11 protein-coding genes and 1 tRNA gene are annotated in these 15198 nt (G+C 39.5%); 6 read left to right on the top strand and 6 right to left on the bottom strand.

The genetic code is table 11. The annotated features are described in order from the left end of the window. Nucleotides 1–4: 4 nt before the first annotated feature. Complete coding sequence (locus tag COCH_RS07785; RefSeq protein ID WP_015782640.1) at nt 5–1663, top strand: S41 family peptidase; 1659 nt, start codon at nt 5–7, stop codon at nt 1661–1663. Between the two features lie 7 nt (nt 1664–1670). After that, a complete protein-coding gene (proS, locus tag COCH_RS07780) occupies nt 1671–3149 on the top strand; it encodes a proline--tRNA ligase (protein ID WP_015782639.1) in 1479 nt (492 codons plus the stop codon). 70 nt (nt 3150–3219) lie between these two features. On the opposite strand, the gene COCH_RS07775 is transcribed toward proS, so the two are convergent. From COCH_RS07775 to COCH_RS07755, 5 genes are all read right to left on the bottom strand, one after another. Then, the gene (locus COCH_RS07775; RefSeq protein ID WP_002671132.1) at nt 3220–4005 is read right to left on the bottom strand and encodes a zinc ribbon domain-containing protein; all 786 of its coding nucleotides are present in this window, start codon (nt 4003–4005) and stop codon (nt 3220–3222) included. A gap of 2 nt (nt 4006–4007) precedes the next feature. Next, complete coding sequence (locus COCH_RS07770; protein WP_015782638.1) at nt 4008–5105, bottom strand: Nif3-like dinuclear metal center hexameric protein; 1098 nt, start codon at nt 5103–5105, stop codon at nt 4008–4010. Nucleotides 5106–5190: 85 nt separating this feature from the next. Next, nucleotides 5191–5727 (bottom strand): DUF488 domain-containing protein, encoded by a 537-nt coding sequence (locus tag COCH_RS07765; protein WP_015782637.1) that lies wholly within the window; start codon nt 5725–5727, stop codon nt 5191–5193. A gap of 2 nt (nt 5728–5729) precedes the next feature. Next, nucleotides 5730–9278, bottom strand: a complete 3549-nt coding sequence (locus COCH_RS07760; RefSeq protein WP_015782636.1) for an AAA family ATPase — start codon at nt 9276–9278, stop codon at nt 5730–5732. Between the two features lie 43 nt (nt 9279–9321). Beyond that, entirely contained in the window at nt 9322–9573 is a 252-nt protein-coding gene (locus tag COCH_RS07755; protein WP_002671135.1) for a type B 50S ribosomal protein L31, read from the bottom strand. A gap of 911 nt (nt 9574–10484) precedes the next feature. On the opposite strand from COCH_RS07755, the gene COCH_RS07750 reads away from it, so the two are divergent. From COCH_RS07750 to COCH_RS07735, 4 genes are read left to right on the top strand one after another with little or no spacing between them, the layout of a single operon-like run. Beyond that, nucleotides 10485–11528, top strand: coding sequence for a VWA domain-containing protein (locus tag COCH_RS07750; RefSeq protein WP_015782635.1), 1044 nt, complete (start codon nt 10485–10487; stop codon nt 11526–11528). A gap of 60 nt (nt 11529–11588) precedes the next feature. Then, nucleotides 11589–12479, top strand: coding sequence for a tetratricopeptide repeat protein (locus COCH_RS07745; RefSeq protein WP_015782634.1), 891 nt, complete (start codon nt 11589–11591; stop codon nt 12477–12479). A gap of 47 nt (nt 12480–12526) precedes the next feature. Continuing rightward, nucleotides 12527–14281 carry a BatD family protein gene (locus COCH_RS07740; protein ID WP_009751630.1) on the top strand — a complete coding sequence of 585 codons (1755 nt, stop codon included), beginning with the start codon at nt 12527–12529 and terminating at the stop codon, nt 14279–14281. Between the two features lie 4 nt (nt 14282–14285). Further along, nucleotides 14286–15041, top strand: a complete 756-nt coding sequence (locus COCH_RS07735) for a tetratricopeptide repeat protein (RefSeq protein WP_002671140.1) — start codon at nt 14286–14288, stop codon at nt 15039–15041. A gap of 66 nt (nt 15042–15107) precedes the next feature. Here COCH_RS07735 and COCH_RS07730 read toward each other — a convergent pair. Next, a tRNA-Leu gene (locus COCH_RS07730) sits at nt 15108–15191 on the bottom strand. Nucleotides 15192–15198: the final 7 nt, after the last annotated feature.

The raw sequence follows: 15198 nt of genomic DNA, 5'->3' as shown, positions 1-15198 counted from the left end.
TTTGATGAAAAACAAACACTACATACTCCCCATATTTATAGGCTTAAGTTTAGCATTAGGGCTTGTTTTAGGAAGACAGCTTGCGAATTTCTACATTCCCAAGCCTCCTCCACCCGTACCTATGCCTATTACTGATATAGATACGATGCAAGAGAACCCTTATAAAGTGAAATTAAACAGACTTATCGACTATATAGAAGAGGACTATGTAGATAAAGTAAATACCGATAGTATTGTAGACCTCACAATAAATAGTATTTTGCGCAAGTTAGATCCTCACTCCACTTATATCTCTAAAAGTGATATCCAAGAGGTAGCCGAAACAATGAGTGGTAAGTTCGTAGGTGTGGGTATTAGCTTTTATATTTACAAAGATACCATTGCCGTAATCAAACCTATTGAAGGAAGTGATGCAATGCACAAAGGTATTCGCTTTGGCGATCGTATTTTAATAGCAGGGAAAGATACCTTGTTTAAAAAACACTTAAATACTGATAAAATCAAAAATATTCTCAAAGGAGAAATGGGGTCAAAAGTAGATTTAACTATTTACCGAAAAAGTAAAGATAGTCTTTTTAAGATAGGTATTGAGCGAAAGTTTATTCCCATTAAAAGCATTGATTGTTTTTACAAAGTAAATGATACTTTAGGCTATATACGTATGAATAGGTTTGCCGAAACTACTAATGACGAATTTGCCTCAGCACTTAAAGCTTTGGAAAAAGAAGGTATTAACAGTTTAATTCTAGATTTGCGTAATAATTCTGGTGGTTTTCTCAATGTAGGAATTCAGATAGCCGATGAGTTCTTAGCAAAGGATAAGATGATTGTATTTACCAAAAACAATCGCAAAGAAATAGAAGAAACCTATTCTACTGCTGGCGGGTTATTCGAAAATAAACCCATATTTGTACTTGTCAATGAAAATAGCGCTTCAGCTAGTGAGATTGTAGCAGGAGCTTTACAGGATAACGATAGAGGTGTAATAGTAGGACGTAGAACTTTCGGCAAGGGATTAGTACAAAGCGAAATGCCTTTACCTGATGGTTCAGCAGTACGTCTTACTACCGCTCGCTACTACACTCCCACTGGACGTTCTATACAAAAGCCCTACAACTTGCGTCACCAGCGCAGAAGTTTCCAAATAGATAATGCTACAGTCCCCGATTCTTTAAAGTTTACAACTCCTAAAGGAAAAATAGTGTATGGTGGTGGTGGTATCTACCCTGATGTATATGTACCAGTAGATATGAAACCAGAAACCTATATGGTAAATGAAGTGCTAAACTCAGGACTTACGAACTTCTTTTTGTTTGAATACTTAGACAGTCACCCTTCTCAGAACCATAAGCCTCAAAAGTCTTATTTCATAGGGGGATACAAAGTGCCCAAAGAAATGCTCAACGCCTTTTCAAAGTTTTTAAAAGAGCGTAAAATCAACATAGATTTCAAACGAAACAGCAATGATATATCAAAATATCTAAAAGCTAACTTAGCTGAGATATGGTTTAACGATAATGTAGCAGGGCTTATCAGGAATCAAGGAGATTTTTACATAGAAAGCTGTCTACACTACTACAAACAAAAACACCCTAAAAATGGTACTGAAAATCCTACCAAAGTGGTAAGGAGAAAAGCCAAAAAACCTATAAAAAGAGTTTAAAAAATATATGAGCAAGAATTTAACATCACGCAGTGAAGACTATTCTAAATGGTATAACGAATTGGTTGTAAAAGCCGATTTAGCCGAAAGTTCAGGCGTGCGTGGCTGTATGGTAATCAAACCTTACGGCTATGCTATTTGGGAAAAAATGCAAGCAGAACTCGACCGTATGTTTAAAGAAACTGGTCACACCAATGCTTATTTTCCTTTATTTGTACCCAAAAGTTATTTTGAAGCAGAGGAAAAGAATGCTGAAGGTTTTGCTAAAGAATGTGCCGTAGTAACCCACTATCGTCTTAAAGCCGACCCTAATGAAAAAGGAAAACTAATGGTAGACCCGGAAGCAAAACTCGAAGAAGAGCTGATAGTACGTCCTACCTCAGAGGCAATTATTTGGAACACCTACAAAAACTGGATACAGTCTTACCGTGATTTGCCTATACTCATCAACCAATGGGCGAATGTTGTGCGCTGGGAGATGCGCACCCGTCTATTTCTTCGCACTGCGGAATTCTTGTGGCAAGAAGGACACACCGCTCACGCCACTAAAGCCGAAGCCATAGAAGAAGCTCAAAAGATGATGAACGTATATGCTGACTTTGTAGAGAACTTTATGGCTGTGCCTGTAATAAAAGGTGTAAAAAGTGAAAGCGAACGCTTTGCAGGGGCTGACGATACCTACTGTATAGAAGCCCTTATGCAAGATGGAAAAGCACTGCAAGCAGGAACATCACACTTCTTAGGACAGAACTTCGCCAAAGCCTTTGACGTGAAATATGTGAGCAAAGAAGGTAAACAAGAATATGTATGGGCGAGCTCTTGGGGTGTTTCTACTCGCTTGATGGGAGCACTCATTATGACCCACAGCGATGACAATGGATTAGTACTTCCTCCTAAATTGGCTCCTATACAAGTGGTAATCGTGCCTATCTACAAAGGAGCTGAACAATTAGAAAAAGTGCGCTCCCATATTCAGCCTTTAATTGAAGAACTCAAAAAACACAATATTAGTGTAAAATTCGACGATCGTGATACACAGTCTCCTGGCTTTAAGTTCCACGAGTACGAACTCAAAGGGATACCTGTACGCTTAGCTGTAGGACAACGCGACATAGAGCACAATACCTTCGAAGTAGCCCGTCGCGATACTCTTACCAAAGAGACAGTAGCTGGTGACCAAATTGTAGCTCATATTCAGCAGCTTTTAGAGAATATTCAATCCAATATGTACAACAAAGCTTTGGAGTACCGCAATACCCATATTACCGAGGTAAATAGCTATGACGAGTTCAAGGAATTGTTAGAAACTAAAGGAGGTTTCCTCTCAGCACACTGGGATGGTACTCCCGAAACTGAAGAGCGTATCAAAGAAGAGACCAAAGCAACGATACGTTGTATACCATTGGATATCAAGGAAGAGTCTGGGTATTGCATCTACTCGGGTAAGCCTTCGAAAAAACGAGTGCTTTTTGCTAAAGCTTATTAAAAATAAAATGAGTCCAGTGATCACTGGACTCATTTTTCTTAATATAATTAGTTTCCTCATTACTTATCTTCTATGCTTTAAAACTTTTAAACAAAGTTTCCATCTTTTCTCTTTCTTCTTCAGCTAAAGCTGCATCTACCAAGATTCGTCCACTGTGTTCATCAGTAATAATCTTTCTACGAGAGGCAATTTCTACTTGTACTTGTGGCGGAATAGCAAAGAATGAACCTCCAGAGGCTCCACGCTGAATTGGCACTATTGCTAAACGGTTCATCACACTACTGCGAATGCGTTGATAGGCTTTTAGCAAACGCTCTTCAATTTTAGCCGCATACTCTTCTGCTTTTTCTCTTAAAAATTCTTCCTCTTTCTCAGTTTCTGCCAAAACAGAATCAAGTTCAGCTTTTTTGTGCTTGAGGTGCGCATCACGTTGGGCTTTGCGCTCATCTACTTGCTTAATAGCCTCTTTCTTTTGGTCTACTTGCGCTTTACCTTCTTTAATGCGTTTTTCTGCCAACTGTACTTCTAACTCTTGAAATTCTATCTCTTTAGAAAGAGAGGTATATTCACGATTGTTACGTACATTCTTTTGCTGGGTAGTATATTTTTTAATAAGGGCTTTTGCCTCTTCAATTTTTGCCTTCTTCTCAGCAATTCCTGCCTGCAATTCGTCTAACTCTTCTTTAAACTTTACGTGACGTTTTTTTAAACCCTCTACCTCATCTTCAAGGTCTGAAACTTCTAACGGAAGCTCTCCACGAGTGTTCTGTAACTCATCAATCTTAGAATCGATAAGCTGTAAATCATACAATGCTCTTAATTTTTCTTCTACGGTTATATCCACTTTTTGTGCCATATCTATGAATAATATTTGATAGGATTTGTATCTACATTTGATATTGAGAGGGCAAAAGTAGGAATTTTTTTTGAAAGATACTCAAATAAAATAAATTTTATGTATTGTTCACTTTCAAAATGACCTATATCTGCTAATAATATTTTCCCCTCAGCCCTGAAAAAATCGTGGTATTTAAAGTCTGCACTCACAAAAACATCTGCTCCTGCTCGCTTAGCATCTTCTATTGCAAAAGCTCCACTTCCTCCCAATACAGCTACTTTTTTCACTTCTTTCCCCCTGAATGCTGAATACCTAATACAGCTTGCCTCCATTTTTTCTTTTAAATAAACAAGGAAATCTGCCTCACTCATCGGGGTTTTAAATTCCCCTATCATACCCATTCCTATATGTTGGTGCTCGTTTTCGAGTATATATATCTCATAAGCCACCTCTTCATAGGGGTGATTTTGGCGAAGTGCTTTTAGTATTTGAAATTGTAAGTGCTTGGGAAAAATAACTCCTATTTGTGTTTCATCTTCTGTGTGAAATACATTGGGTTCACCAATAGTTGGGTGCGAAGATTCATTGCCCTTATAAGTGCCTTTCCCTTCAAGATTGAAACTGCATTCCGCATAGTTGCCAATATTCCCCGCTCCTGCTTCGAAGAGCGCTTTACGTAGCTTTTCAGCATTGGCTTTTGGAACATAGGTAATAAGTTTTCTAATAACATTAGGCTGTGGAATAAGTATGGAGCGATTATGCAATCCTAAATGGTCAGCAATAGAAGCATTCACTCCTAACAGCTGATTATCCAAAGCCGTATGCATACTGTAAATAGCTATTTGGTGTCGAATCGCTTTCATCACTACTCGTTCCACATAGGTCTTCCCTGTAAGCGATTTAAGCCCATTAAAGATAATCGGGTGGAAACTAACAATAAGATTACAATTCTTTTCAACAGCTTCTTCTACCACAGCTTCTAATGTATCTAAGGTGATGAGCACTCCTGTTACTTCGGCATTGGCGTCACCTACCAATAAGCCTACATTGTCAAAACTCTCAGCATAATCAAGTGGTGCAAGAGTTTCAAGAACTTTAGTTATGTCTTTTACTTTCATCGTATTATTTTAATGTTTACATACTTTTTCACAGTTCTTTTAATAAAGATTTTCTCTAATCTTTTTCTATATCTGATTTATTGTGTTAGAGATTTAAAATCTCTCCATCATCGTAATACACTACTCTGTCTCCTATAATACGAGCAGGAGCGGTGTATCTATGAGGTTCTTCCTTACCTATTGCCATAATATGATTTACTTGCCAACCCTTGGCTTTCAAATAATCTGATACCATCGACCTATGACAACGCCACCAAACAGCCTCTGCACACATATAAGCAGTAGTTTCTTTTTCAGCTATAGCAATGAGTTGAGCAATACCTTTTTCAAAATCATAGGTCTCCATATAATCAGCATAAGCTCGGAAGGACTCGTTATGCCAACGAGTATTCTTAGAGTCTTTATGTACTTTACGTCTACCACCTAATAACGTGAGATGGGTATAGGCTATCCCAATTTCGGGTAATACTACCTCTAAGTTTTCTTTATTAAATTGCAAATATTTGTTAGAGCCTGGTAACCCTCTGATATCAACTAAATGTTGTATCTCAAACGATTGTAACATTTCTATAAATTCTTCCAATGTATGTGTGGAATGTCCTATCGTATATATTCTCTTCATAATCAATTACTAACCACTATCTTACTCTTTCCATTACCTTCCTTCTGTACCACTACTTTCACAGCAATACGCTCTACCATCTCCTGTACGTGAGAGATAACTCCCACTTTCTTCCCTTGATTTTGCAAACTCTCTAAGGCATCTAAGGCTACTGAAAGTGTCTCAGAGTCTAAAGAACCAAAACCTTCGTCTATAAAAAGGGTTTCTACGTTCATTTTGGTAGATGAAAGAGACGAAAGTGCCAAAGCTAAAGCCAAGGATACCAAAAACGATTCTCCTCCTGAAAGTGAGTATACCGACCGTACCTCAGCTCCCATATCGTTGTCTATCACTTGCAGACTAAGAGAGTTAGGAATGCGTTGCAGGGTGTAGCGCCTATTGAGGTAGCGCATCTGCACATTAGCATATTGCAAGAGCATATCCAAAGTGTACTCCTGCGCGTATTTGCGAAACGCATTACCTGTACTACTTCCTATCAGGTCGTTGAGCAAGCTCCAGCGATGAGCGAGTTTTTCCTTTTCTTCTTTGGCTGTATGCAACTCAACTGCTATTGCTCGCTGTTGCTCATCATTTAAAAGCCGACTCTTTTGAGTGACTACCGTATCGCGAAAGGTATCTTCTTCTGCTGTCTGTTCAGCCAACTGTTGGACGATATCTTCTTCTGTAAAGTTGAGTGGTCTTTTTTCTTTTAGTGTTTCAAGCGCTTGCTGTTTTTCATTCGCAATGGTATTGTATTGTGCAATGCGGTCATTTAAGGATTGAAGGGCTTGGCGCTCTGATTGTAGCCATTCGTGAGAACGATTCGCCCACTCTTGCATTTTCCTTCTTATATGCTCTATTTGAGCAGGCTTGTAGGCTGTAAGCCATTCTTCTATTTTGTGAGTTGACTCGGCTATATGAGCTTGCGATTGCTGTTGTTGCATTGCTAAGGTCTCTAAGGTTTTTTCGTTAGCCGTCATCTCCAATAAAATAGCGTTATATTGCTGTTGCGTTTGCTCTAAAAGAGTTGTTAATTGCTCTAAATGCTGTTGGTAACTCTCTTCTATTACTTGAACCGATTTTCCTTCTAACAATCCCGCACGTTCTTCTTTCAGCGTTTGCAATTGCGCTTGCTCTTTATCGATTGTCGTTGTCAATTCGGTGAGCTCTTGACGGAGTACTTGTTGTGAGGAGGCGAGCTCGGTGCGCTCTTGGGTGAGTTCAGCAAGGCGCTTTTTGTATTTCTCGATACAAGCCGAATGCGCTTCCCAGTCGGTTTTAGCAGTGGTGATTTGGGTTTGAAATTGCACAATATCGGTTTTCCAAAGGTTGAGCCAAGCGTCCGAAAGTTGTAAGCTCTGTAATTGCTGACTGTATTTTTGCCGTTGTTGCTTGTAATTTTCAACGTCTTTCGCAAGGGTATTCAGCTCATCAGTAAGCGATTTGAGTCGGTTGAGGACTTCAAAAAGACGCTCGTTTTCCGCTAAAAGATGTTCTGTTTTTGCTATCTTATCCGTGATATATTCTTCTATTTTCACAGAAGGATAGGTCGTATAATACACTGATTGCGACAAGCGTTCGCTCTCTTGTTGCCATAAATCCGTACGCTCTGCGTTTTCTGCTGTCTGACTCTCTATACGCTTTTGCAGTTCTTTGAGCTCCGTTTCTTTGGTGATAACCTCTTTGGTAAGCGTTTCTAATTGTTTTTTAGCCGTTAGAAATTCTTGTTGCACTGTATCTATCAGGTGTTCAGCTACTGCCTTATGAGCATTGGGGTGGTGTACCGAACCACATACGGGGCAGGCTTCTCCTTCCACCAAATGTTCTCTCAAAAACGCTACATCTTTGGTATTTTCTATTTGTGCCCTTTGGTAAATGCGTTCCGCTGTATCACAAGCTATTTGGGTGGCTATCTTCTCAGTTTTTAAACGTTGCAATGTTTCCAATATTTGGCTTTGGGTGTTTTGCATCTCTTGTAAGAGCGCTTCTCTCTGAACCTTTGCGTCAGTGTATTGCTTGATATGTTTGGCAATCTCTCTATCCGCCTGATACACTTGCAAGGCGGTGAGATAAGCCTTCTGCTGTTTAGCAAGCATCTCTATATCAGTTGAAGGGAGTGCCTGTATAGGGTATTGTGCTTTCAGCTCATTGAGTTGTTGTCTAAGGCGTTCTTCTGCTTGGCTATGGGCAGTTAGTTTTTCATTGAGTTGTTGCTGTTCTTCCACAAGCTGTTTGAGCCACAACGCATTGCGGTACAACTGCGCTTCATCAGGGTGAGTGTTGAGCCACTGCTCTTCTTGCTGAATGTACCTCTCCCCTTTCTGTATATGTTCAGTTACTTTTTCAAGCGACTCTTTTTTAGCTTGCAAAGCAGTCTCTTTCGCCTCTTGCTGCTGCTGTTTTTGCTCAAAAATCTGCGTTAGTTCTGCAAGTCGTACGTCCAATTCCTTTGCTCTGGCAATAAAAGGTTTGGCAATTTCATAAGCCTTTTTGGCAGTAGCCAAATCGTTTTCGGTTAGCAATTTTTGCTCGGATACCTTAGCCTTATTAGCTGTGAGCCGTTCTTTTTCGGCAGTAGCTTCTTTCAAATGTTGCTGAGCAGTTGCTAATAGTTCTTTTTCCCTTTGCTCGGTGAGGATATCCCCTTTTATGGCTTGTAATTGCTCTATGATAGCAAGCTCTCCAAAACGTTCCGCTTGCGAGGTTTTCTCTTGTTCGGCTTTTTCTTTATTGGCAATAGCTTCTTGCCATTGCTGAGTGTACAACTTCTGATTGTCAAACCACTGCTGTTGTTCTTTTAAAGTAGCGAGCGAGGCTTGTAAGGTTTTCAACCTCTCTTCATCGGCTGTAAGTTGCTCGGTTAAGGCACTGCGTTCTTCTTCCGTTAAAAAAACGATGTTTTCAAGCTGTTTTTCTAAGAGTTGGAGTTCGTTTTTATGTTGCTTGTTGAGTTCGTACACTTGCTTAGAAATGCGTGTGTAAATCTCCGTACCTGTGAGTTTTTCTAAAATATCCGACCGCTTATCATCATTCGCTTTTAAGAACGACGTAAAGTCTCCTTGTGCCAAAATTACCGATTTGGTAAACTCGTCAAAGGTCAAGCCTACGCATTCCTTTATCTTTTCGAGCACCAATGTCTTGCGGTTCTCAGCAATCAGTTGGTTATCCGTCAGGCAAGTAAGTTGCAAAGTTTCAGGCTGAATTGCCCCCGAAAGTTTGTTATAGGCTCTGCGTACCTGCCATTCCGCTTCATAAGTCTTGCCGTCTACCGCCTGAAATACCACTTTGGCATAGCCCGAAATCGCCCCTTTGCGCAAGAGGTTCTTCACATTATTCACCTGCACCTCAGCCGAGCCGTCAGCAATAGCAACCGAGTTTTTTGTAGTTGCCAATCGAGGAGTATCGTTGTAAAGCGCAAGGCAAATAGCATCTAAAATGGTAGATTTGCCTGCCCCTGTCGCTCCTGTAATAGCAAATAACCCCACCGATTTAAGGGGTTCAGCTTCCAAATTAAGCGTAAAGGGACCTTCTATAGAAGCGATATTATGAAGAGAGACCGAAAGTATTTTCATAAGAAAAAAAACCTCCGTGAGGAGGTTTTTAAAAGTTGCTATGTTATTTTTGGAACTTAGCGTATTTGTTTTTAAACTTATCAATACGTCCGGCTGTGTCGATAAGTTTAGATTTACCAGTGTAGTAAGGGTGCGAAGTGCGAGAAATCTCTAATTTTACTAATGGATACTCAACCCCTTCTACTTCAATAGTCTCTTTTGTTTCTACGGTAGACTTTGTGATGAAGATATCGTCGTTCGACATATCTTTGAAAGCCACCAAACGGTAAGATTCTGGGTGAATTTCTTTTTTCATTGCAATGCTAATTTTATTACGTAATTTTTTCAGGGCGCAAAGGTACAACTATTTTTCGAATTGACAAACTAAATGATTAAAATCTAAAACCTTAAAATATAATTCACTGATTATTAAATGCTCCAACAGCCTTTGTATAACAATCACCTAAGATTCATCAAACTCTCAATTGTCGCTTTTGCATCGTATCTCCCCCTTTAAAGATAGCCAGCGAGAAGTTTTCACCACATTCCCTCCGTCATTCGTCACCCGTCACCCGTCATTACACCCCCTCTCCTTGGGAGAGGGACGGGGTGAGGATTCCTTTTCTTTCGCCTCGAAACCCCATTTTTAACATTTTTAGTACGGTTGTATGATATTATTAATCAATCACTTATATACCCTTTCTATACCAATCGTCCAAGATTCGTATAAGCTTCCTATAAGCTATCTATAAGCTACCCCCCACCCTTCTTATAGCCTTTTTTCACCAAAATCCCTCTCGACCCACTTCCGAACTATTCCGTTTCCTTCCGAAAGCTCCTAATAGTTCCAACACATCGCTTTTGCGGTACACACTTTGTCAAAGTTTGAAACTTTGGCAAAGTTGAATAAACTGACAAACCTCCGCTGGCGCATTTCTTGTAGCTCGCACTCCATTTCCTCATTTCCTCATTTTCTAATTTTCTAATTTGCTAATTCCCAAAAGTTACTTTACAAGGCGTAGCCTTGATTTTGTTTAAATTTTGTTTAATTTCTGAGGCACAGCCTCATTCCTCTAAATCAAACTCGCACCTCATTTTCTAATTTTATAAATTATTTTGTATCTTTGCATCGTTTTGGCGCAGTATTTGATTAACAGCTATGAATTAAAAGTTAATAATAAAAGCCTTTGCGACTTTTAACTCTTAACTCTTATCTTTTAACTAATTATGATTCATATCGACGAAAAAATATATCTTTGGCTCATAGCGGTACTCATCCCGCTATTCATCATCTTTGCCCTTTCAATGCTTCGCAAACGTCGGTTGCAAAGACAATTTGCCTCCTCCCCTGCCCTTAGGCGTTTAGCTCCTGACCGTTCGCGATTCAAACTCTGGGTGAAATGGAGTGTCTTGGCAGTAGTGCTTGTGCTACTGAGCATCGCCCTTGCTAACCCCAAGATAGGTACAAAAATTGAAACCGTAAAACGCGAAGGGGTAGATATCGTCTTTGCCATTGATGTCTCTAAAAGTATGCTTGCCGAAGACGTAGCCCCCAATCGTTTGGAAAAGGCAAAACGCATCGCTTTCGAAACCATTAGTCAGCTAAAAGGCGACCGTGTAGGTATCGTAGCTTATGCAGCTAGCGCTTATCCTCAGCTCGCTCTCACTACCGACCATTCTGCCGCTAAGATGTTTCTACAAGATATGAACACCGATATGCTTTCCTCTCAGGGAACTGCCATTCAGGAAGCAATACGTATGGCAAGCAACTATTTCGATGAGAATACTCCCACCGCGCGCTTGCTCTTTATCCTCACCGATGGCGAAGACCACGAAATGGGTGCTACCGAAATCGCTACCGAAGCACAAGAAAAAGGAGTACATATCTACACCATAGGTATTGGCACCGAAAAAGGCGCTCCTATCCCTATCAAAGAAGGAGGCGGACAAACGTATAAGCGCGACCGCAATGGCGAGGTAGTGATTACCAAACTCAACCGCGAACTCTTGCAACAGATAGCCATCAATGCAGGAGGTGAATACCTCGACGGCGATAACACCCAAAAAGTAGTAAGCCAAATTAACAAGATATTAGACGGTACTGAAAAAAGTCAGTTCGATACCCAAAAATTTGTAGATTTCAAAGACCAATTTCAGTGGTTTTTAGGCGGAGCTTTGCTCTTGCTCATCTTAGACCTCGCTATCTTTGAACGCAAAACCCAATGGGTAAAGAAATTGAATCTATTCAACGAAAAAGAAAAAGACAAATAGTGCGTCCCAAACTTTGCCAAAGTTTGAAACTTTGGCAAAGTTGAAAACAAACAATCTACTATGAAAAACGTTCTATACATAACATTATCCTTACTATCCCTCTCTGCTTTTGCACAAACCAAAGCCGAAAAAGAGGCTCAAAAAGCAATTGCTAACTCTAAAAAATATACGTACGAGGGCAACACCGCTCTCAAAGGCGATAAACCCGTACAAGCCGAAGTAGAATATCGCAAGGCAATAGCCGAAGATAAAAACAACGCTACTGCACAGTATAATCTCGGTACGATGTATTATCAACAAAAGAGTTACGACGAGGCTTTCTCCCGACTCAAAAACGCCTCAACCTCCGATAAGATAACCGAAGAAGAAAAACACAAGGCTTTCCACAATTTAGGCAATGCCTTTATGAAGAACAAAGAGTACGAAAAGGCGGTGCTCTCTTATAAAGAAGCTTTGCGTCATAATCCTAAAGATGAAGAAACCCGTTACAATTTGGCAGTAGCCAAAGAAATGCTTAAACAAAACCCACCTCCACCTCAAAACAACAAAAACAATAAAGATAAAAACAACCAACAAAACCAAAACAATCAACAGAACCAGCAAAATCAGAATAATCAGAATAATCAACAGAACCAAAATAACCAGAATAAAAACCAAGATAACAAGAATAATCAGGACAACAAAGACAATAAAGATAATAAAAAAGATCAAGGCGATAAACAGGATAAAAACAAAGATAAGGGCGACGACCAAAAAGATCCTAACCAAAACAACCAGCAGAATAAAAACCAAAGCGGACAAGGACAAGGTGAGCAACGTCCCTCTTCTCTTTCGCCACAACAAATGGAGCGTATCTTGGAGGCAATGAACAACGAAGAGCGCAAAACTCAAGAGAAAATTAACGCTCAAAAAGTAAAAGGTCAACGCGCTAAAACTGAAAAAGATTGGTAGTAGTAGGGGCGAATGGCTATTCGCCCTTTTAATAAGTAAAAGCTAAAATGAAATACAAGATAATATTCTTTATAACTTTCTTAATCCAAAGTCTCTATGCACAACAAGTAGAGTTCAAAGCCGAAGTGAGTAAAAATCAATTAGGGGCTAACGAACGCTTGCGCATAGAGTTCTCTATGAATAAAGACGGCGATAACTTTACTCCGCCTAACTTTCACGGTTTTACCATAGTAATGGGACCTTCGCAATCGGTTTCAAGATCGTGGATTAATGGAGTAAGTAGTTTCTCCAAAACTTATATTTACATTCTCCAACCTACTGCCAAAGGTAAGTTTACCATAGGACAAGCAAGTATAGAAATTGACGGTAGAACATATAAAACAAACCCCATAGCTATCACTGTTACCGAGGCAGTAAAAACTCCCTCAATAGACAGAAATACTAACGATATCGCACGTGAAAACCTATTCCTTCTTGCCGAAGTTTCAAAACCCAACCCATACCTTAACGAAGCTGTAAGTGTGGTATATCGGCTTTATGTAGGAGGAGAAATATCTCTTAGTAACCTGCGTTTGTTAGATGTACCAAAATACCCTAACTTCTGGAGTCAAGATATACGTCTTCAAAATTATGAGGTAGAAAATTGCTCTTATCAAGGTCGTTCCTACCGTTGTATTGTAGTAAAAAGAATAGTGCTTTACCCTCAAAAAACAGGCGCTATCACTCTCGAACCTCTGTCTGTAGAAGCTATTATCAATGCTCCTACAGGACAACGAGACTTCTTTGGGCGTCCTTTCTATGAAGAAATATCACGCAAAGTAAGCTCTGGTAGTCGTGTTTTAAACATAAAGCCCTTACCTGAGGAAGGAAAACCCGAAAACTTCTCAGGAGCAGTCGGTAACTTCTCTTTTTCTGTAAATGCTACAAAACAAACACTCAAAGCTAATGAAAGTACTCAACTAAAAATAGAAGTATCAGGTAATGGCAATTTTAAACTGTTTGATTTACCTAAGCCTACTTTCCCATCATCGTTAGAAGTATATGCTCCCGAACAAAAAGAAGATATCAACACTTCTCTTAACGGAATGAAAGGACGCTTAGAACAAACCTATACTATCGTTCCTGAATACAAAGGAAAATATCCTATTTCAGGACTCTCTTTCTCGTATTTCAACCCTAATACTCAGAAATATGAAACTGTAAAAACCGAAGATATTTGGATAGATGTAACCGAAGGTCCTACAGCCGAAAACCAGCCTAATGACACGGCTAATAGTAATAACATTCCTCTAAAACCAGAAGGTCTTCAAACCAATGCTGACCTTCAGCCAATGCACCAACCCGTATTCTTTGGTTCTACAGCTTACTATTTATGGCTGTTCTTGCCTTTGCTTCTTATCCCTATTGTACTTATCTGGTGGCATATCAAAATGCAAAGAGCCGGAGATATCGAAGGTAATAAAGTAAGAGTAGCCAATAGATTAGCGAAGAAATATCTGGGAGAAGCTAAACGTAAATTAGGTGATAAAGGTACCTTCTACGAAGCGTTAGAACGCGCCTTGCACAATTACTTAAAAGCCAAATTAAAAATTGAAACAGCTGAAATGAGCAAAGATAAAATCACTGAACTATTGCTCAGCCGAAAAGCTACTGAAGCTACCGTAGCTCAGTTTATGGCATTACTCGCTAATTGCGAAATGGCACGCTACTCTCAGCATCACACCGATGCTTCTATGGAAAAAGATTTTAGCGAGGCAGTACAAGTAATCTCTGCCCTCGACAAACAAGTGAAAAACAAGTAATAAAATGAAAAACAACATCATCATATCACTCTTGCTGTTGCTCTCTTTCTCTGTTTTCTCTCAAACTAACGAAAATCCTTTCGAGAAAGCAACCCAATATTACGACCAAGGAGAGTATCAAAATGCAATTGACCAATACAAATCAATTTTAAAGTCTGGTAAAGAATCATCAGCTTTGTACTATAATTTAGCAAATACTTATTACAAACTGAATCACGTGCCTGAAAGTATCTATTATTATGAAAAAGCGCTCCAGCTAAACCCCAAAAATCAACAGGCTAAAAACGGGCTCTTATTAGCAAACCAAATGAAGGTAGATGCTATTACACCTCTACCTAAAACCTGGTTACGCCAGCTCTCCGATGCCATTACAGGTTTGTTTAGCTTGCAAACGTGGGCAGTGCTCTCTATAATAGGAGTAATGGTATTTGTATTGAGTTTCTTTTGTTACTACTTTTTAGAACAAACTGCCCTCAAACGGCTCTTTTTCACCTTGATGTTCATATCAGTAGCAGTAGCGGTAGGCACTTATTTCATCGCCGATTTTCATAAAAGGCAAGTAGACGGTGAAAAATACGCTATCTTATTCGATAAAACGGTACGGGTATTTTCTGAAGCCAATTCTTATAGCAATGAAGTAGTACAGCTTCACGAAGGTACTAAAGTAGAAATTATAGAAAAGAATAATGACTGGATAAAAATTCGTTTAGCTAATGGAAAAATAGGGTGGACTAAAGAAAGTGCTTTAAAAGTATTATAATTAAAAAAATATAAATATAGACAATAAAAAAGACTACTTTATCAATAAAGTAGTCTTATCTTTTTGTGCCTACGACTGGATTCGAACCAGCACGCCCTAACGAGCACCACCCCCTCAAGATGGCGAGTCTACCAATTTCTCCACGTAGGCTTACGCA

It is taken from the genome of Capnocytophaga ochracea DSM 7271, assembly GCF_000023285.1.
In the GTDB taxonomy this organism is placed as follows: Bacteria; Bacteroidota; Bacteroidia; order Flavobacteriales; family Flavobacteriaceae; genus Capnocytophaga; species Capnocytophaga ochracea.
The sequence above is the reverse complement of the archived record's forward strand: the minus strand, read 5'-3'. Positions and strand labels throughout refer to the sequence as shown.